Source organism: Blautia sp. AF14-40 (assembly GCF_003479665.1).
In the GTDB taxonomy this organism is placed as follows: Bacteria; Bacillota; Clostridia; order Lachnospirales; family Lachnospiraceae; genus Fusicatenibacter; species Fusicatenibacter saccharivorans.
The window spans coordinates 27,046-46,150 of record NZ_QUHK01000023.1 but is presented as its reverse complement, the minus strand read 5'-3'; the positions used below and the strand labels follow the sequence as shown (position 1 = coordinate 46,150).

The following is a 19,105-nucleotide window of genomic DNA, read 5'->3' as shown; positions in this document are numbered from 1 at the left end:
GATAAGTTTGTGCAAAATTCGATATTTGCTCATTTATAGCTTTTTGGTCTTTTTATCATAATTAATTCCAACCAGTAGAATATCTCCAATATACGGTTCCAATGATGCAATGTACTTTTTCTCTTTGATCTGATCCGTCTCCACCCACAGATGGGCTATGAGCTCCTCAGCAAATGGGATTCCACAAGACCATACGCCGAGGCGGCGCTCTACCACCATCTCTGGTACGACGAAAAAGGCGGCTATCCGCGCGAGTATACCCATAAAGGCAACGACAACGCCATTCTCTACCAGATCCTCACCTGCGCCGATTGTCTCGGTGCGGCAACCGATTCCGTCGGGCGGCTGATCACCGTGGAACGCGAACAGTTATACCGCGAAGTCTTCGGTAAAAACGTGGAGCTGGTTCTATAACTTTGGTTTCTGTTTATGGCGTTAATTCGTATATCCGTATATTGTAGTTCTTTTCAAGCTTCTGTCCGTCTCGCGTGGACACATTGTAGAATGCACAAATTTCATTCAGCCCACATGTTCATTTCGTTAATTTATTAATGAACGTATTTTTTCAGCTTTATGTTTTATGTTAATTTGTGTTCCTTTATCGTTCATCGTTTTGTGAACATCAAGTTGACATCATTAAAAGAAAATAGTTTACATTTTGGGAAAAATATACTAAAATAACAGAAACGGTCAAATCTCCGCCGAAAAAAAACGGCGGAGATTTTTCTGGAAAGAAGGGCGAAAAACGTGTTTGAAAGACGATCGAAAAATTTCGAAGAAAATGCGTAGAAAATCCGCCCGAAAAGGTGAAAAACCAAGCATAAATCACAGGGAGGAACTCATACTATGAAAGAAATCATCCAGGGCTTCTACCAGAAGAAACATTTCTGGACCCGCCTGATTCTGGTCATCGCTGCCGTCATCCTGATGGGCTTTGCGCTCTCATGGCTGCTTCTCGTCGATCTCGGCACCGATCCGTGTACCTTGTTAAACCAGACCATCTCCACCCGCCTCGGCATCAGCATCGGAAACTGGCAGGCGCTCTTCAATACCGTCCTGCTCATCTTCGTTATCATTTTCGGCGGCAGAAACTTAGGCTTCGGAACCTTCGCAAACATGTTTCTCGTGGGATATTCCATCGACTTTTTCTCCTGGATCTGGGCGAAAGTCCTTCCGGCAGACCTCTTCACCTCGATGGGTGTGCGAATCGCCGTGCTGATCCCGGCGCTGATCCTGTTTATCCTTGCCGCATCCTTCTATATGGATGTTGATATGGGAACTGCACCATACGACGCAGTATCCTTCATTATCTCCACCCACCTGCCGAACGTTTCGTTCCGTGTGATCCGCATCGTCTACGACTTCGTTGTCACCGCGATCGCCGTTCTGCTCGGCGGAAAACTCGGCATTGTCACCGTGCTGATGGTTATTACCCTCGGTCCGGTCATTGAATGGCTGGGAAATATCATGAAACAGCATCTGAATATTTTTGATGACTGAAATCATTGCTTTTCCGCGCTTTCTATACTACAATAGAACCACCAGATGATCTTTTTTCTAAAAGAAAAGCCTGCCTCCGGGACTCACATCTCTGTGGCAGGCTTTTCTTCCCTGAAAATAGCCGAAAAAAGACTCAAAAAGCAGAAAATCATTTATATTAAGGAGGTTTTTCCTATGAGCAACACCCCAAACCCTGTTTACGAAAAACTGATGAAATGCTACGAGAGCTTCCGCTCCCAGATCGATTTCCAGCCGGAAGTCGCACTGATTCTCGGTTCCGGCCTCGGTGATTTTGCGAATGATATCCGCGTTACCGCAACCCTCGATTACCATGATATCGAAGGCTTCCCGGTTTCCACTGTTCCGGGCCACGCGGGCCGTTTTATCTTCGGCTACGTCGGCGATGTGCCGGTTGTCTGCATGCAGGGCCGCGTTCATTATTATGAAGGCTATCCGATGACCGACGTCGTTCTCCCGACCCGCCTCATGAAGCTGATGGGCGCAAAAGCACTGTTCTTAACCAACGCCGCCGGCGGCATCAAACAGGGCACAAAGCCAGGCTCTCTGATGCTGTTAAACGGCCAGATCGCCTGCTTCGTTCCATCTCCGCTTATCGGACCGAACATCGACGAGCTCGGCACCCGTTTCCCGGATATGAGCCAGATCTACGACCTTGAATTCCAGAAAATCGCACGGAAAGCCGCAGCCAGCCTTGATATCGACCTGATGGAAGGCGTTTATCTGCAGCTCACCGGCCCGCAGTACGAGTCCCCGCAGGAAATCACCATGTGCCGCACCCTCGGCGCAGACGCGGTCGGCATGAGCACCGCCTGCGAAGCCATCGTTGCACGCCATATGGGCATGCGCGTTATCGGTATTTCCTGCATTACCAATCTTGCCGCCGGCATCTCCCCGCAGCCTCTGTGCCATGCGGAAGTTCAGGAGGCAGCTGACATGGTTGCACCGCAGTTCAAAAAACTCGTTGCCGCAACGATTCAGGGCATCGCAAAGACACTGTAAACACACAGCGGCCGGGGTCTGTTAAAAAAAACAGGCCCCGGCCGCTGAAAACAGCACGTAAAATAAAGGAGAGATCTTTTTTGAATACACGTTTTTACAACGCCAAAATTCTCGTACTCGACGCTGAAAACCATTTTTCCATCGCCGAAGACGAACTTCATGTCACCGGCGACACCATCACCTATATCGGACCTGGTAGAAAAGCAGATCCAGATGCCGCAGAGACCACTGTCTTCGACCGCGAAATTGACGCCCGCGGCAATCTCCTGATCCCGGGCTTTAAAAACGCACACACGCACACCCCGATGACCTTCCTCCGCTCCTACGCGGACGATCTCCCGCTCCACGAATGGCTCGAACGCCAGGTCTTCCCGAACGAGGCAAAGCTCGCCGGGGACGACGTTTACTGGCTCAATATCCTCGGCATCATGGAATATCTGACGAGCGGCATCACCTCCAATTTCGACATGTACATCCAGCAGAAAAACAGCATCGCTGCCACGGTCGACACCGGATTCCGCACCGTTCTTACCAGCGGTCTCAACAACTTCGTCGACAGCCCGGAAATTCTCGAAGAGATGTATAACTATGTCAACGAACTCTCCGACCGCACCTCGTATCTGCTCGGTTTCCACGCCGAATATACGACCGGCGGCCCGCTTCTTGAAGACGTTGCCAAACTCGCCGAAAAATACCATTCCCCTGTCTGGACACACAACGCCGAAACAAAAAGCGAAGTCGAGGGCTGTAAAGAGCGCTGGGGACTCACCCCGACACAGCTGATGGAACGCTTAGGCATGTTCCAGTACGGAGGCGGCGGCTACCACTGCATCTGGATGGAGGACCGCGATTTTGAGATCTTCCGTGACCGGAAACTGACGGCCGTTACCAATCCCTCCTCAAACCTGAAGCTCGCCTCCGGCATCTGCCCGCTGAAGCGTTTTTACGATAACGGCATCAACCTCGCCATCGGCACTGACGGGCCGGCCAGTAACAACTGCCTCGATATGTTCCGCGAAATGTTCCTGACCACCGGCCTTTCCAAAGTCCGCGAGATGGATGCCGCAGGAATCCCGGCCGACGCCATTCTCTACATGGCAACCGCAGGCGGCGCGCACGCCATGCAGCTTACTGACTGCGACCGTCTCGCTGCCGGCAAAAAGGCCGATCTCGTCATGATTGACCTCCATCAGCCGAACATGCAGCCGGAGAATAATCTGATCAAAAACCTCGTTTACAGCGGCAGCAAACAGAACGTAAAGCTTACCATGGTAAACGGTCAAATCCTCTACGAAAACGGCGAATTCCATATCGGCTTTGACCCGGAAGAAATTTATGCAAGATCCAACGCCATTATCCGAAGAATTTCCGGCTCGCATGCAGATAATTAGTGGATTTCACGCAGTTTTTCCTTTGCTTGACATACTTTTTTCTTCTATATTATAATGTAGCCATACACGCAAAAACGCTGTACCTCTTGAAAGGAGAATACTATTATGAAAAAGAAAGTAGTTAGCTTACTGCTTGCAGCCGCCATGACAACTGCTGCACTCGCAGGATGCGGTTCCTCCAACGGCTCCTCTTCCTCCGACGCATCCACAGGCGCCGATTCCACCAGCGCAACTTCCGCTTCTGCTTCCACAGACGGAGAAAAAAAAGACGCCGCAGGTGAGAAAATTGCCATGATCACAGACTCCGGAGATATCACCGACGAATCCTTCAACCAGATCACCTGGGAAACTGTATGCGCCTACGGCGATGCAAACGGCGTAGAGTACGAGTACTACAAACCGGCAGAGGATACCGATGAAGAGCGTATCAACTCCATCGATCTTGCTGTTTCCGAGGGTGCTACCGTTGTTGTAATGCCAGGTTACCTGTTCGGACCTGCCATCGCTGAAGAGCAGGACACCTATCCGGATGTAACCTTCATCGCAGTCGATGTTACCGAAGGTGATATTGTAAAAAACGGCAAAGCTGTTGATCTCGGAAAGAACGTGTACATCTGCTCCTTCGAAGAAGAGCAGGCCGGCTACCTGGCTGGATACGCTGCAGTAAAAGACGGCTACACAAGTCTTGGTTTCCTCGGCGGTATCGCTGTTCCGGCCGTTATCCGTTTCGGTTACGGTTATGTACAGGGTATCAACGCTGCTGCTGAAGAAGACGGCGTAGATGTAAACGTAAAATATTACTATGGCGGCCAGTTCTACGGCGATGACTCCATCACCGCCCGTATGGAGGGCTGGTATGCAGACGGAACACAGGTTGTATTCGCCTGCGGCGGCGGTATCTGGACATCTGCTCTGGATGCAGCTGAGACACACGACGGAAAAGTTATTGGTGTAGACGTTGACCAGCGTTCCAAAATCGGCGAGCGCTGCCTGACTTCCGCTATGAAAGGTCTTCCAAGCGCCATCAACAACGCTCTGGATTCCTACTTCAACGGAAACTTCTCTGAACTTGGCGGAACTGCTCAGCAGCTTGGACTGAAAGACGGAGATTACATCGGCCTTCCTACCGATTCCGAATCCTGGGGATTCACAACCTTCACACAGGATCAGTATGAAACTGTACTGGCTGGTATCCGCGATGGTTCCATCGAAATCTCCAGCGATACAGAAAATCAGCCGGAAGTAGGTTCTCACGTAACCGTTGATTACATCAGCTAATGTGCATACTGTTTCTGTAACAATATGCCTTTTGGGGAAGAGAATATTATTTCTCTTCCCCTTTTTTTCTGTCACACAAAATGCTATACTAGACATAATGAAAGCCCGCAGTTCTGCCCTGTTTTCCATGCCTTCGGCAGTCCTGCAAAACCACGCTTGAAAGGGAATATGTATATGGAAAATGAGTACATTATTGAGATGTTGAACATCACCAAAGAATTCCCGGGTATCAAGGCGAACGACAACATTACGTTACAGCTCAAAAAAGGAGAAATCCATGCTCTGCTTGGAGAAAACGGTGCAGGAAAATCAACCCTGATGAGTATTCTTTTTGGTCTGTATCAGCCTACCTCCGGAATCATCAAGAAGAATGGGCAGGAAGTCCATATCAACACGCCGAACGACGCCAATGATCTCAACATCGGTATGGTGCACCAGCACTTTAAGCTGGTCGAATGTTTCTCGGTTCTCGACAACATCATCCTCGGCGTAGAGCCGACCAAAGGCCTTTTCCTCGAGAAAAAGAATGCCCGTGCAAAAGTCATGGAACTGAGCGAGAAATACGGTCTGATGGTCGATCCGGACGCTCTGATCTCGGATATCACCGTCGGCATGCAGCAGCGTACCGAAATTCTGAAAATGCTCTACCGTGACAACGAAGTCCTGATCTTCGACGAGCCGACCGCGGTTCTGACGCCGCAGGAAATCGACGAGCTGATGAAGATCATGAAGAACCTCGCAAAAGAAGGAAAATCCATCCTCTTCATCACCCATAAACTCAACGAGATCATGGAAGTTGCCGACCGCTGTACGATTCTCCGCAAAGGAAAATACATCGGAACCGTCAACATCAGCGAAACTTCCAAAGAAGAGCTCTCCCGCATGATGGTCGGAAGAAACGTCAGCTTCTCCGTCAACAAAAAGCCGTCAAAACCGGGCGACACCGTTCTGAAAGTAGAGCACATGACCGTACCGAGCAAGGTGCACGGAAACAACGCCGTCAAAGATGTTTCCTTTAATGTAAGAAAAGGCGAGATTGTCTGCATCGCAGGTATCGATGGAAACGGCCAGTCCGAGTTCGTTCAGGGCCTCACGGGACTGGAAAAAGTATCCGGCGGTAAAATTCTGTTCAACGGACAGGACATCACGAAAGCTTCCATCCGCGACCGCTCCAAGATGGGCATGAGCCACATCCCGGAGGACCGCCATAAACACGGCCTCGTGCTGGATTACTCCATCGAGCAGAACATGGTGCTGCAGCGTTACTGGCAGCCGGAATTTGAATCCTTCGGCTTTATCAAATCAAAAGCCGTGCGCGAATATGCCGAGCGCCTGATCGAGCAGTACGATGTCCGCAGCGGCCAGGGTCCTGTGACCATCACCCGCAGCATGTCCGGCGGAAACCAGCAGAAAGCGATCATCGCGCGTGAGATCGACAAAGATCCTGATCTTCTCGTTGCGGTACAGCCTACCCGTGGTCTTGATGTCGGAGCCATCGAATACATTCACAGCCAGCTCGTTGCACAGCGCGACAAGGGAAAAGCCGTTCTTCTGGTTTCTCTGGAACTGGATGAGGTTATGGATGTTTCCGACCGTATTCTTGTTATGTACGAAGGAGAGCTGGTCGGCCAGCTGGATCCGAAAACCGTTTCTGTCGAAGAACTCGGTCTCTACATGGCAGGTGCAAAACGGGATCCGGTTCCCGAAGAAGTATAAAAGAGAGGTAAGAAAAGCATGAACGAAAAAACGAAAAACGCTCTTCTGTCCATTGTCGCTTCTCTTGTATGTATTGTGATCGGTCTTCTTGTGGGATTTATCATTTTATACTGCATCAACGCGGAGAACGCAGTGGATGGATTTACACGAATCATCAAAGGCGGCTTTTACTTAAAGCCGAAAGGAATCGGAAGTGAAATCGCTCAGTCCGCTCCCCTGATTATGACCGGACTTTCGGTTGCATTTGCTTTTAAAACAGGTCTGTTCAACATCGGTGCTGCCGGACAGTACACCGTCGGTGTCTTCGGCGCCCTGTATTTTGCCATCATCCTCCACATGCCATGGTATGTATGCCTTCTGGCTGCTATGGTCTGCGGAGCCATCTGGGGAGCAGTTCCTGGTATCTTCAAAGCATACTTCAACGTAAATGAAGTTATTACTTCCATCATGTTCAACTGGATTGGTCTTTATCTTGTCAATGAGCTGATGTACAACACCATCCCGGACATGTATGATCAGAAGACCACACGTACTTACAAATTAAGCTCCGCTTCTCCGAAATCCCTGATTCCGGACTGCGGCATGAACTCCATTTTCCGTACCAGTTCCACAACGATTGCGATTTTCATTGCGATTGCCATTGCGGTCATCATCTACATCGTTCTGAACAAAACAACCTTCGGCTATGAGCTGAAAGCCTGCGGGTTCAATAAGGATGCTGCCAAATACGCCGGCATCAACGAGAAGAGAAACGTTGTTCTCTCCATGACCATCGCAGGTGCGCTTGCCGGAATCGGTGCAGGCCTCTACTTCCTCTCCGGTGCATCCGAGTGGAACCCGCAGGTATCGACAGCACTCCCGGCCATCGGATTTAATGGTATCCCGGTTGCGCTTCTTGCACTTAGCAACCCGATCGGCGTTATCTTCGCTGCTCTCTTCGTTGCTCATATTTCGGTCGGCGGTGCTTACCTGCCTACGAAATATTATCAGCCGGAGATCGCGGACCTGATCGTTGCCGTTATCATTTACCTTTGCGCATTCGTTACCCTGTTCAAGGGCATCGTTGCAAACCTGTTCAAGAGCAAAAAAGAGCAGAAAGCAAATGCCAATGCAGACAACGGAAAGGAGGAGAAGAAATAATGTTCCTTTTAATTAAATTTACCTTACTGTACGCCGTTGTTCTGATGCTCGTTGCGATGGGCGGTATGTTCTCCGAGCGAAGCGGTGTCATCAACATCGCGCTGGAAGGAATCATGGCGATCGGCGGCCTTGCCGGTGTCTTCGTCCTGGTTCTGTTCCCGGACCTCCCGGCTCCTGCACTTGTGGCACTTTCCATTCTGGCGAGCGCCGTATCCGGTATGATCTACTCTCTGCTGCTTGGCTTCTCCGCCATCACACTGAAAGCAGACCAGACGATCGGCGGAACCGCGCTGAACATGCTGGCTACTGCCATTGCCATCGTCCTGGTAAAAGCATTCAACAACGGCTCGGATGCCGGAAACGGTGCAGCTTCCGCAAAGCTGAACTACACCAACGCCGCTTTCATTTACAAGATCGGACCATTTACCGTGAACATCTTCCTGTTCATCGGCATCATCCTTCTGATCTGCAGCTACGTGTTCCTCTTCAAAACGAAATGGGGACTGCGCCTGCGTGCCTGCGGTGAGCATCCACAGGCAGCCGACTCTGTTGGTATCAACGTATACCAGTGGAGATACACCGGTGTTATCATCTCCGGTGCACTCGGCGGTATCGGCGGATTTGCCTACATCGTTCCGTCCGTTACCACCTGGAACTTCGAAGTCGGCGTAGCCGGTGCCGGATTCCTTGCCCTCGCTGTTATGATCTTCGGTCAGTGGAAACCGTTCCACATTGCCGGAGCAGCCGTATTCTTTGCGGTATTCCGTTCCCTGGCAAACATTGCGGACTCCACCGTCCTCTCCCATCTGGGACTGTCCAAGAACATTTACAACATGATGCCGTTTATCGCATCCATGATTATTCTCGCCTTCACATCCAAGAATTCCCAGGCTCCGAAAGCCGAAGGTATTCCGTACGATAAGGGCGCAAGATAATATGTAACTATTCAGAGCCATGTGAAATGGAAGAAAAAATTGCGAATCATGCTTGCATGAATGAGCGGTTTTTTCTGGAATTTCATATGGCGAGCAGCCACATCGAAATGCAGCGCAGCGGAATCGAGATGTGGCTCTGAATAGTTACAATTTTTAAAGGCAGAGCCGTTAAATCCGAACTGTGTTTTTTCGGCTCTGCCTTTTCTCTATCATTCTGATTTATTTTTCATCAAAGAAAGGAAAAAATTATGCTGAACACCAAATTATTTGACCACACTATTTTAAAAGCAGACGCAACCGAAGCACAGGTTGCAAAGATCTGCGACGAGGCACTTGCACATGATTTTGCTTCTGTCTGCGTCAACCAGTACTACACCAAATTCGTTGCTGAAAAGCTCAAAGGATCTGACGTCAAAGTCTGCACCGTTGTCGGCTTCCCTCTGGGCATGTCCGATACCCGTGTAAAAGCGTTTGAGACCCGTGCGGCCATCGAAGACGGTGCACAGGAGGTTGATATGGTCATCAACGTCGGAGCCCTCAAAGACGGCAAATACGACTTCGTACGCTCCGATATCCAGACCTTAAAAGAAGTATGCGGCAAGGACATCGTTCTGAAAGTCATCATCGAGACCTGCCTTTTAACCGATGAAGAGAAAGTAAAAGCGTGCGAGCTCGCAAAAGAAGCCGGCGCTGACTTCGTAAAAACCTCCACCGGATTTTCTACCGGCGGTGCAAAAGCGGCTGATGTTGCCCTGATGAGAAAGACCGTAGGCCCGGATATGGGCGTAAAAGCTTCCGGCGGAATCCACAACGCAGACGAGGCACAGGCTATGGTAGATGCCGGCGCAAGCCGTCTCGGAACAAGCGCAACACTGGCTATCATCGGATAAAAAGGAGTTTCTTATGGATACGATACTGATAGGAATTGCCGGAGGAACCGGCAGTGGAAAAACGACACTGGCAGATAAGCTGGTAGAAAGTTTTGGACGCGATGAAGTGAGCATTCTGCGCCATGACAACTATTACAAACGCCATGACGATATTCCTTTTGAGGAGCGTGCCAAATTAAATTACGATCATCCCGATGCCTTTGATACCGACCTGTTATGCCAGCACATTCTCGAGCTGAAAGCCGGAAAATCCATCGAGATGCCGGTTTACGATTATGCCATGCATAACCGCTCGGATAAAACGATTCTGGTCCATCCTGCCCCGGTTATCGTGCTCGAGGGCATTCTCCTCTTCGTTTAGAAGGATCTCTGCGATCTGATGGACATCAAAGTCTTTGTCGATACCGATGCGGACGTGCGGATTCTCCGCCGGATCCTGCGCGATGTAAAAGAGCGCGGCCGTTCCCTGGACAGCGTTGTAACGCAGTACCTGACGACCGTAAAACCGATGCACGAGCAGTTCGTAGAGCCGAGCAAGCGCCGTGCCGACGTGATCATCCCGGAGGGCGGACAGAACACCGTTGCGCTTGAAATGCTGATCGAGCGGGTGCGTAAGCATCTGAATCTGGTGCAGAACCAGTAAACATCCGTTTATCGTTATAAAAATCTGCAAAAAAGAGCGAGGACTGAATTTTCTCTTTTCAGCCCTCGCTCTTTTTATTTTTCCCTTACAGATGTTCCAGCATTCCCTGCAGCCAGATCTGGCCTTTGAAACGTCTTCCCACTTCCGGTACTCCAAATAAATCCTTTTCGTTGATACAGATGTCTATCGGCACATCGTTGCAGACGAGGCCGAGCTCATACACCTGCTCGCCCGTTACCGCGTTCTTCGTTGTATTCATCTCCGTAATTTCACCCATCACGCTGTACTGGTCACATTCAAGACCGCTCGGCATGAAAAAGCTATCTACAATAGAAAAGACATCTTCCTTCGTCAGACGCTGGGAAATCATGGCATATGTGTCAATATCATCCATGGTGAGACTTTCCATCGCATCCTCATCCCCGTTTCTGGCAGCCGAGATCAGTGAATTCTTCTGCTGCGTGCTGCGGCGCTCCTTCTCGACCTGTTCCGGGTCTTTCTGGATCGGAAGCAGAATTGTTCCTTCCGCTGCAAGACCGGAGACAGAAAGCGGGAGCGGAAGCGGCTGCAGCGCATTTTTCTGTTTCATCTCAAGATATTCCGCTGCATGCGTCAGATAAAAGATCATCGTGATGCCAAGCCGCATATCGTCGCAGGCGCCTGCAAACGATTCCTTATCGACGTGGCGCTCCACCGATACCTCCTCGTAGGAGCTGATCTGCCCGCCCTCGAAATAGGGATAATAATATTCCATCTGGAAACGGTTGTTCTCATCAATTTCCCCACAGACTGTGATACCACAGTCATATGCATATTCTTTCGAAAATTCAGCAAAAAGGTGGTGTTCTTCTGTTTCCACAATCTTTTTACGGTCGTAGTTTTCTACTACATCACAAAGAATCTCCTGGAGTTCCTTCGTCGTCTTGATCTTTGAAAATCCAATGGTTTTCAGGTAAGCGTGCATAAGAACACCTCCTCTCATTCCTTTGTATTTCTTATGCGATTAGTGTTTCGGAACCAGTTTCTCTTTTCCGCCCATGTACATACGAAGAACTTCCGGAATGCTTACGGTTCCGTCTGCATTCAGGTTGTTCTCCAGGAATGCGATCAGCATACGCGGCGGAGCAACTACGGTGTTGTTCAGGGTATGTGCCAGGTATTTCTTTCCGTCCTCGCCGTTGACACGGATTTTCAGACGTCTTGCCTGTGCATCACCAAGGTTGGAGCAGCTTCCTACCTCGAAGTATTTCTTCTGACGCGGAGACCATGCCTCAACATCGACAGATTTTACTTTCAGGTCAGCCAGGTCACCGGAGCAGCACTCCAGAGTACGAACCGGGATATCCATGGAACGGAACAGGTCTACGGTGTTCTTCCACAGTTTGTCATACCACATCATGCTGTCTTCCGGTTTGCAGACAACAACCATCTCCTGTTTCTCAAACTGATGGATACGATAAACACCACGCTCCTCGATGCCGTGTGCTCCTTTTTCTTTACGGAAGCACGGAGAGTAGCTGGTCAGGGTCAGAGGCAGTTTCTCCTCCGGGATGATGCTGTCGATGAATTTACCGATCATGGAGTGCTCGCTGGTTCCGATCAGGTACAGATCCTCGCCCTCGATTTTGTACATCATGGACTCCATCTCAGCGAAGCTCATAACACCGTTTACGACGTTGCCGTGGATCATGAAAGGCGGTACGCAGTAGGTAAATCCGCGGTCGATCATGAAATCTCTTGCATAAGAAAGGATGGCAGAGTGGAGGCGTGCAATGTCGCCCATCAGATAATAGAATCCGTTTCCTGCAACTTCTCTTGCTGCGTCCAGATCGATTCCGTCGAAGGACTCCATAATGTCGGTGTGATACGGGATTTCAAAATCCGGTACAACCGGCTCGCCGAAGCGCTCTGCTTCTACGTTCTCGCTGTCATCTTTTCCGATCGGTACGGAAGGATCGATGATGTTCGGGATCACCATCATGATCTTCTTGATTTCTTCTTCTACTTCTTTTTCTCTTGCAGAAAGAGCCTCGATGCGGGAACCGTCAACAGCTACCTGTTTCTTTACTTCCTCAGCCTCTTCTCTCTTGCCCTGGCCCATCAGTGCGCCGATCTGTTTGGAGATTTTGTTTCTTTTTGCACGAAGTGCTTCTACTTCCTGTTTGATGTCACGGTTTTCTTTATCCAGCTCGATGACTTTATCAACCAGCTCCAGTTTCTGATCCTGGAATTTATTTCGGATATTCTGTTTTACAACTTCCGGGTTTTCTCTTAAAAACTTAATGTCTAACATAATTTCCTCCTAGTAGATCTTATCCCCTCATTTTGGCGGGATTCTTTTTGTTCTTTCCAGCCCGGAACCACTGCCGTTTTTCCAGCATTTATGCGGGTTTGGCGCGTTCCAGTACCATCATATAACAGTATATGCATTTTTTCAAGCGTTCTTTCATGCTGTTTTTCTGCGGTCCGCTTTTACATCAGATCGATCGAATTCATCGTAATTGCCTGGCGCAGCGCGTCGATTTCCTCGGCGCTCAGCATGATATAGGACTCGCCTTTTACGATCTCTTTCAGATATAAAAAACAGTTGTCACGGCTGTGGATTGCATTCAGGATAAAACCTGTGTTTTCTTTGTCGAGCATTGCCAGCGCAAAACTCATCTTTCCGCCCACATCGTCAAACGCATCATATTTTACGATTCCGTATTTGTTCAGCGTCATGCCCTGGATCTTTTTCAGATCCGCAAGATTTTTTTTCGTCAGCTCATTCTGCTTGTTCAGTTTGTCAATTTCCTTGAACCGCTGATGAAACAGCTTTTCGAGTGACTGGGCGTCTTTTCCCTTCATAAAGCTTCTGTACTTCTGGTTCAGTCTGCTCAGACGCAGCGACATGCTGACCGTCATAATCATCATCACGATAATCAGTACAATCAGAAGAAGTACAACAACGCCAAGGTCAATTCCTACCTTACTAAATAAATCGCTCATTATTCTACCTCTTACTGTATTGATTCAAACAGATCCATGATTCTCTCGAGCTCTTCCTGGGAATAATACTCGATCTCAATCTTTCCTTTGTGCTTTGCCCCGCGGTGAATGGAAACCTTCGTACCAATGATGCTCTTAATTTTCTCTTCCAGACCTTCGTAGATGGCTTCCTCTTCCAGATTGACTTTCTTTTCTTTCTTCACCTTCGGATTCAGGATCTCTTTGACCAGGCGCTCGGTCTCACGGACACTGAGCTTTTCATCGAAGATTTTCATTGCCGTATTGTACTGGAGTTCTTTATTCTCCAGCGCCAGCAGCGTACGCACATGACCGGTTGTCAGCATTTCATCGACAACCATCTGCTGTACCCTGTCATCCAGTTTCAGGAGACGCATCGAGTTTGTAACCGCCGTTCTGCTCTTGGAAACGCGCTCTGCGATTTCATCCTGGCGGAGATGGAACTCTTCCATCAGGCGTTTGTATGCGTGTGCCTCCTCAATCGGGTTCAGAGATTCTCTCTGAATATTTTCAATCAGGGAAATCTCGACAACTTCCTGCTCGGTAAAATCTTTAATGATGACCGGTACTTCTTTGATTCCGGCAAGCTTTGCAGCCCTCCATCTCCGTTCCCCTGCGATGATCTCATAATAATCATCTTTTTTCTGCACCAAAATCGGCTGCAGAACTCCGAACTGTTTGATGGATTCCGAAAGTTCGATCAGGCCGTCCTCGTCAAAGGATTTTCGCGGCTGTTCGCGGTTCGGTTCAATTTCGGAGATTTTCAGTTTCATCTCGACTGGTTTTTCGACAACTTTTTCAACAACCTTCTCGACTACTTTGACCTCCGGTTTTGCCGGTTTCTCTTTTGCTTCTGCTTTGGCCGAATGTCCCGGTGAAATCAGGGAATCCAGGCCCTTGCCTAAGCCTCCTCTTCTCGCTGCCATTACTCTTCATCCCCCCTGTGAATCACTTCGTCTGCCAGGAGACGGTAGCTCTCTGCACCGGTGGACCGCTTGTCGTAATAGTTGATCGGCATACCGTAGCTCGGTGCCTCCGCAAGGCGGACATTTCTCGGAATAATGGTTTTGTAGATATTCTGATCCAGGCTGTCTTTTACGTTTTCTACTACCTGCAGAGAAAGATTCGTTCTCGCATCGTACATGGTAAAGACAACGCCTTCCATCTCCAGTTCTGGATTCAGACGCTCCTGCACCAGCTCAATCGTGTGCATAAGCTGGGATAAGCCCTCCAGTGCGTAATATTCACACTGAATCGGCACCAGAACGGTGTCCGCGGTGGTCATCGCGTTGATTGTCAGCATATTTAAGGATGGCGGACAGTCAATAATAATGAAGTCGTACTGATCGCGGACCTGATCAATTGCGTTTTTCAGGATGAATTCTTTGTCTTCCACCCCGATCAGCTCGATCTCCGCTCCGGCCAGATTGACATTGGAAGGGATAAGGGAAAGATTGTCAAAATTCAGAGGAATGATGCAGTCCTCCAGTTTTGACTCTCCAAGAAGCAGCTCATAGATGGTATTTTCCACTTCATTTTTCTCTACTCCCATTCCGCTGGTGGTATTTCCCTGCGGGTCCATATCAATGGTCAGAACTTTTTGTCCCATTTCTCCTAAACAGGAAGAAAGGTTAATTGCGGTGGTAGATTTACCTACGCCGCCTTTCTGGTTTGCAATTGCAATTGTTCTTCCCAAAATATGTATTGCCTCCTTTCATCTTTTTGTTTTCCATTTGCAGTTTTTCCTTTTTACAGGAAATGACCTGCCGGCACTTCTTTCAAAAAAATGATTCATGCGGCAGGTGTTTTGGCATATAGATAGGAAAAATCTCCTTTTCTATGCCAGTCTATCTGAGGAATTCTTCAGATTCTATCTCAAAATTGCCCCAATTTGGGACAAAGATATTTTATCATACTACGCCGGATTTTACTACTGGAAATGTTTCACGTGAAACATTTTCTGCATTTTTGCATGATTAGGCGGTTTGAAGCATAAGAAAATTGGAGATTTTTGGAAATGTTTCACGTGAAACATTTTGAAAAGCACTGTTTTACAATAATTTTTCTCGGTTTTTACGCTGTTTAAATGCTTTTTGGAATTTTTTCAGCGATGATTTTGCATTTTTTGATGGTTTCCAAGTAATTCTGCAATGTCAGAACATTTTTTTCTGTTTCACACAGTTTTTATAAAATGTTTCACGTGAAATATTTTAATTTTTGACGTTTTTGAGGTATAAATATACTGGAAACGTTATTTTAATCGTGTGATGCTCTTTTTCAAGGAAATCTCAGGTGATTAGGAAGAAAAAATCAACTTATCAGGATATTATTGATACATAGATCAGGAATCAAAACTGTTTATGGTTGTTCGGTGATCGTAAATGTCTCTTTTGTATATAAAATGTATTTTTATTCACTAGGGCTCTGTTTTTTCATCGTTCTTCCTCGCTTTTTTCAAATTTTCAGCATTTTTCTCTTTATTTTCATCAGTAAGAGGCATAATCCGTGAGACATCCTCTTTTTCATTTTTTCTCCAGTTTTTCTCTTTTCGGGCGGTTTTTCTTTGATTTTTTTATTTTACAGGCCAGGCTGCACATTTTCTGTTTTTTATCGATTTATTTGATTACACTATAATTTTTCTGTTTTTATGGTTTTAATATTTTTCTCTCGCTGCCACGTCTTTTATCCTCTTTTCCATCTTTCTGGCTTACCTTTCTCTTTTTTTTGTAAACAATCTCACTTTTTCTCTTTTATCAACATTTTTTATTCCTTCTCTCCGTTTTTTATCCCTCATCGCCATTTCACACCATTTTCTTGCCTTTCACTGCCTCTCCCTCCCGTTTTTATTCTTTTCGCCCATGTCTATACTACATTTTCCCCTTTTCAGTCGTTTTTTGCCTTTTCTCAACTCATTTTTATCTTTTTTGCTTTTTCCGCCTCTTCCATCGTTTTACACCCTCTTTTTGCCATTTTTTAGATCGTCCTTCATTTTTTCGTTTCTACTTATGTCACTTTCCCTGTCTCATTTTTCACGTTTCACGTCTCTCAAAATGTTTCACGTGAAACATCGTTTTTTACGATTTTCGGTCTTCGGCGATCAGTGAGAAGCGATTTGCTTTCCGGCTTTCCGAAAATCACTCTCATTTTTCGCCTCTCTTATTTTTAAAATAATCGTATTTTCTATTCTATTTTTGATTTTCTCCGTCTTTTCTACATTTTTCCTGTATTTTCGCGTGTTTCACGTAGTTTTTCGTCTCTGTTTTCTCTCTTTTATTAAATTATTTAATTATATTTTTATATTTTCGTATGAATTGAACTTTTACATTCGTTTTTTCGGATTTTCCAAACCATTTACTAAACGCATTTTGGGACCATTTTTTCATGGATTTTTACCAATCTGGAAGGATTTTATCCCATAGTGCCGTTTTCATGCTTTTATGTGTATTATTACATCATTTTTTCTCTGTTTTTTTGCAGTTATGTAAACCATTTAAATATGCCATTCGCCAGTAGTTGACATAACGTAGTTCTCCTGGAATTGTCTACGCTTTTCGTCAAATTGCGTCTTATTTTCGTCTCTTTTTCTCATTTTTCCCTTAATTTTTGCATTGTATCTTTCCCTTTTTTCGCTTATAATAAGCTCAACACAACGTTTCGAACCGATTCCTCCCCTCCGGGAGACCCCTGAAAGGAGTTTTATCATATGAAACACAGCAAAAAACTGGTCACCTTGAGTGTCCTCACCACGATGTCCGGCGCAGCGATTTACTTTCTGAATAAAACGCTCGATACCGCCGCCGTACGGAAAAACCTGCTCGCCTCGGCTGAAAAAGAGATCTTTTCCTGGCAGTTCGGCGATATTTTTTACACAAAAAAAGGCACCGGAACCCCGATGCTCTTACTTCATGACTTACATTGTGCCTCCAGCGGCCGCGAATGGCAGTATATTGAGGATACTCTCGCAAAGGATCACACCGTCTACACACTCGATCTTCTCGGCTGCGGCCGTTCCGACAAGCCGGCGATCACGTACACAAACTTTTTATACGTACAGCTCATCGTCACCTTCATCAAGCAGGTCATCGGATGTCCAACCGACGTAATTGCATCCGGTTTATCCGGTTCTTTCGTCGTAACCGCCTGCAATACAGCCCCGAAATGCTTTGGCCGAATCATGATGATCAACCCGACCGACCTTGCCAAGCTCAACAAAATCCCGGATAAACGCAGCCGCTTCCTGAAACGCATGATCGAGCTCCCGCTCGTCGGAACGCTGCTGTACCACACGCTCACCGGCCGATCCAACATCGAGCTTTTATTCACCGAGAGCTACTACCACAACCCGTTCCACCGCTCGCCGGAGGACGTAGACGCATTCTATGAGTCAGCCCACCTCCAGAGCAGTGCCGGAAAGTACCTTTTTGCAAGCCTTGCGGGCAATTACGTGAACCTCAACATCGGCCACGCCTTAAAGCACATTGACAACAGCATCTTCCTCATCGGCGGCGAGGAAGAGCCGGGCATCGCAGAAACCTTTGCGCTGTACACAGCGCTCAACACCTCCATCGAAACCCAGATCCTGCCGAAAACAAAGCACATGCCGCAGATGGAGGCCCCGCAGGCCCTCTTAGACCAGATCCAGATCTTCTTCGCACCGGTACAGTAATACCCCCTTCTGCTCCCGGCCTCGAGCGAAAAAAATGAGACAAAAAAACGGAGAATTTACTGATATTTCCATGTCAGTAAATCCTCCGTTTTTCCATTTTTAACCCGGCTCACAGTCCATTTCCAACGCATCTTCCTCTGCGCCCGGATAATCCGTTGGCGGCGCTGTATACGTTTCCATTCCCTCTTTTATTTCATCCATCGTATAAATATTAATTCTCTCCTCCGGCGCTGCATCCGGGTCAAATTCCACCGTTTCTCCCAGTGCAAGCATCATTGGCTCATCCGCATTTCTTTTCTCATCTGCAATCTCATACGCGTTTACATATTCACCCGACGCAGTCTCTACATACTGTCCAAACCCGTCGCAAAGCCGGTAATAAAGCTCCTTTTCCGCATCTTTCTCCAGAAAATACAAGGATTTCTGCCCGATCACCGGATCAAGGTCGCAGAAGCTGATCTGTATATAGTTCTCCCGCCGTTCCTCCTCCGAATACTCCGCTTTCAGCTCCTCTGCGTTCCAGTACGTAATTCCCGCATCCTCCATGGACTGCAGATACTCTTCCACCGTAACTGCTCCGCCCGGCTTTCGAACCGTAATATGTTCTCCGGCTTCCATATCACCTTTCAAAACGTCATCCACCCGCAGTGAAATATCGGTTGCAATCTCAATTCCCCCGGCAAAACAGCTATAATCCTCTACCGTTCCCAGAACAATGAGATCGCTTCCCTCTTTCTGCTCATAAAAGCTATTATAAAACCGATCCCACTCCTTCAACCCTCCGTACTGCATATTTACCTTTGCCGGATCCAGATTTTCAAACCGCATTTTCTCCTCTGTTTCCGCCGTTTCTGCATTACCGCAGCCCACCAGCAGAATACACAATACTGTCAAACAAACCTTTTTCATCCTTTCACCCC

Annotated in this window: 16 protein-coding genes and 1 pseudogene; 11 read left to right on the top strand and 6 right to left on the bottom strand. The window is 47.7% G+C overall.

Annotated features, from left to right (window positions below; genetic code table 11):
* Positions 1-150 precede the first annotated feature (150 nt).
* The 10 genes and pseudogenes from DWW13_RS18890 (at position 151) to udk (ending at position 10,513) form a co-directional block, all read left to right on the top strand.
* On the top strand, positions 151-414 hold the full coding sequence (locus DWW13_RS18890) for a hypothetical protein (RefSeq protein WP_118595968.1): 264 nt from the start codon (positions 151-153) through the stop codon (positions 412-414).
* A gap of 432 nt (positions 415-846) precedes the next feature.
* Positions 847-1,500: a YczE/YyaS/YitT family protein gene (locus DWW13_RS14325; RefSeq protein ID WP_118697723.1), complete on the top strand. Its 654-nt coding sequence runs from the start codon at positions 847-849 to the stop codon at positions 1,498-1,500.
* A 174-nt stretch (positions 1,501-1,674) separates the two neighbouring features.
* Positions 1,675-2,520, top strand: coding sequence for a purine-nucleoside phosphorylase (locus DWW13_RS14320; RefSeq protein WP_118697724.1), 846 nt, complete (start codon positions 1,675-1,677; stop codon positions 2,518-2,520).
* 80 nt (positions 2,521-2,600) lie between these two features.
* Entirely contained in the window at positions 2,601-3,911 is a 1,311-nt protein-coding gene (locus DWW13_RS14315) for an amidohydrolase family protein (RefSeq protein ID WP_118697725.1), read from the top strand.
* Between the two features lie 105 nt (positions 3,912-4,016).
* Positions 4,017-5,189 (top strand): BMP family lipoprotein, encoded by a 1,173-nt coding sequence (locus DWW13_RS14310; RefSeq protein WP_117814428.1) that lies wholly within the window; start codon positions 4,017-4,019, stop codon positions 5,187-5,189.
* 168 nt (positions 5,190-5,357) lie between these two features.
* Positions 5,358-6,905 carry an ABC transporter ATP-binding protein gene (locus tag DWW13_RS14305; RefSeq protein WP_373141908.1) on the top strand — a complete coding sequence of 516 codons (1,548 nt, stop codon included), beginning with the start codon at positions 5,358-5,360 and terminating at the stop codon, positions 6,903-6,905.
* A gap of 18 nt (positions 6,906-6,923) precedes the next feature.
* Positions 6,924-8,045: an ABC transporter permease gene (locus DWW13_RS14300; protein ID WP_117762018.1), complete on the top strand. Its 1,122-nt coding sequence runs from the start codon at positions 6,924-6,926 to the stop codon at positions 8,043-8,045.
* On the top strand, positions 8,045-8,980 hold the full coding sequence (locus DWW13_RS14295; RefSeq protein ID WP_055225933.1) for an ABC transporter permease: 936 nt from the start codon (positions 8,045-8,047) through the stop codon (positions 8,978-8,980). The genes DWW13_RS14300 and DWW13_RS14295 overlap by 1 nt, the downstream gene beginning before the upstream one ends.
* Before the next feature lie 248 nt (positions 8,981-9,228).
* Positions 9,229-9,870: a deoxyribose-phosphate aldolase gene (deoC, locus tag DWW13_RS14290; protein ID WP_022461750.1), complete on the top strand. Its 642-nt coding sequence runs from the start codon at positions 9,229-9,231 to the stop codon at positions 9,868-9,870.
* Between the two features lie 13 nt (positions 9,871-9,883).
* Positions 9,884-10,513, top strand: a pseudogene (gene udk, locus DWW13_RS14285) (uridine kinase).
* 85 nt (positions 10,514-10,598) lie between these two features.
* Here udk and DWW13_RS14280 read toward each other — a convergent pair.
* The 5 genes from DWW13_RS14280 to DWW13_RS14260 form a co-directional block, all read right to left on the bottom strand.
* The gene (locus DWW13_RS14280; RefSeq protein WP_118720408.1) at positions 10,599-11,477 is read right to left on the bottom strand and encodes a DUF3881 family protein; all 879 of its coding nucleotides are present in this window, start codon (positions 11,475-11,477) and stop codon (positions 10,599-10,601) included.
* 39 nt (positions 11,478-11,516) lie between these two features.
* The gene (serS, locus tag DWW13_RS14275) at positions 11,517-12,806 is read right to left on the bottom strand and encodes a serine--tRNA ligase (RefSeq protein ID WP_022461753.1); all 1,290 of its coding nucleotides are present in this window, start codon (positions 12,804-12,806) and stop codon (positions 11,517-11,519) included.
* Between the two features lie 179 nt (positions 12,807-12,985).
* Positions 12,986-13,501 (bottom strand): DUF4446 family protein, encoded by a 516-nt coding sequence (locus DWW13_RS14270; RefSeq protein WP_022461754.1) that lies wholly within the window; start codon positions 13,499-13,501, stop codon positions 12,986-12,988.
* An 11-nt stretch (positions 13,502-13,512) separates the two neighbouring features.
* Positions 13,513-14,445, bottom strand: coding sequence for a ParB/RepB/Spo0J family partition protein (locus DWW13_RS14265; protein WP_022461755.1), 933 nt, complete (start codon positions 14,443-14,445; stop codon positions 13,513-13,515).
* Entirely contained in the window at positions 14,445-15,215 is a 771-nt protein-coding gene (locus DWW13_RS14260) for a ParA family protein (RefSeq protein ID WP_022461756.1), read from the bottom strand. The genes DWW13_RS14265 and DWW13_RS14260 overlap by 1 nt, the downstream gene beginning before the upstream one ends.
* 2,007 nt (positions 15,216-17,222) lie before the next feature.
* On the opposite strand from DWW13_RS14260, the gene DWW13_RS14250 reads away from it, so the two are divergent.
* Positions 17,223-18,185, top strand: coding sequence for an alpha/beta fold hydrolase (locus tag DWW13_RS14250; protein WP_117814430.1), 963 nt, complete (start codon positions 17,223-17,225; stop codon positions 18,183-18,185).
* Positions 18,186-18,284: 99 nt separating this feature from the next.
* Here the strand turns inward: DWW13_RS14250 and DWW13_RS14245 are convergent, their stop codons facing one another.
* Positions 18,285-19,094 carry a hypothetical protein gene (locus DWW13_RS14245; protein ID WP_055266712.1) on the bottom strand — a complete coding sequence of 270 codons (810 nt, stop codon included), beginning with the start codon at positions 19,092-19,094 and terminating at the stop codon, positions 18,285-18,287.
* Positions 19,095-19,105: the final 11 nt, after the last annotated feature.

What these genes read in the sequence shown, in the direction of transcription:
- DWW13_RS14280 (WP_118720408.1), bottom strand. Translation starts at nt 11,477, where the DNA reads ATGCACGCTTACCTGAAAACCATTGGATTTTCAAAGATCAAGACGACG.
- DWW13_RS14305 (WP_373141908.1), top strand. Translation starts at nt 5,358, where the DNA reads ATGTATATGGAAAATGAGTACATTATTGAGATGTTGAACATCACCAAA.
- DWW13_RS14310 (WP_117814428.1), top strand. Translation starts at nt 4,017, where the DNA reads ATGAAAAAGAAAGTAGTTAGCTTACTGCTTGCAGCCGCCATGACAACT.
- serS (WP_022461753.1), bottom strand. Translation starts at nt 12,806, where the DNA reads ATGTTAGACATTAAGTTTTTAAGAGAAAACCCGGAAGTTGTAAAACAG.
- DWW13_RS18890 (WP_118595968.1), top strand. Translation starts at nt 151, where the DNA reads ATGGGCTATGAGCTCCTCAGCAAATGGGATTCCACAAGACCATACGCC.
- DWW13_RS14300 (WP_117762018.1), top strand. Translation starts at nt 6,924, where the DNA reads ATGAACGAAAAAACGAAAAACGCTCTTCTGTCCATTGTCGCTTCTCTT.
- deoC (WP_022461750.1), top strand. Translation starts at nt 9,229, where the DNA reads ATGCTGAACACCAAATTATTTGACCACACTATTTTAAAAGCAGACGCA.
- DWW13_RS14325 (WP_118697723.1), top strand. Translation starts at nt 847, where the DNA reads ATGAAAGAAATCATCCAGGGCTTCTACCAGAAGAAACATTTCTGGACC.
- DWW13_RS14270 (WP_022461754.1), bottom strand. Translation starts at nt 13,501, where the DNA reads ATGAGCGATTTATTTAGTAAGGTAGGAATTGACCTTGGCGTTGTTGTA.
- DWW13_RS14245 (WP_055266712.1), bottom strand. Translation starts at nt 19,094, where the DNA reads ATGAAAAAGGTTTGTTTGACAGTATTGTGTATTCTGCTGGTGGGCTGC.
- DWW13_RS14295 (WP_055225933.1), top strand. Translation starts at nt 8,045, where the DNA reads ATGTTCCTTTTAATTAAATTTACCTTACTGTACGCCGTTGTTCTGATG.
- DWW13_RS14265 (WP_022461755.1), bottom strand. Translation starts at nt 14,445, where the DNA reads ATGGCAGCGAGAAGAGGAGGCTTAGGCAAGGGCCTGGATTCCCTGATT.
- DWW13_RS14320 (WP_118697724.1), top strand. Translation starts at nt 1,675, where the DNA reads ATGAGCAACACCCCAAACCCTGTTTACGAAAAACTGATGAAATGCTAC.
- DWW13_RS14250 (WP_117814430.1), top strand. Translation starts at nt 17,223, where the DNA reads ATGAAACACAGCAAAAAACTGGTCACCTTGAGTGTCCTCACCACGATG.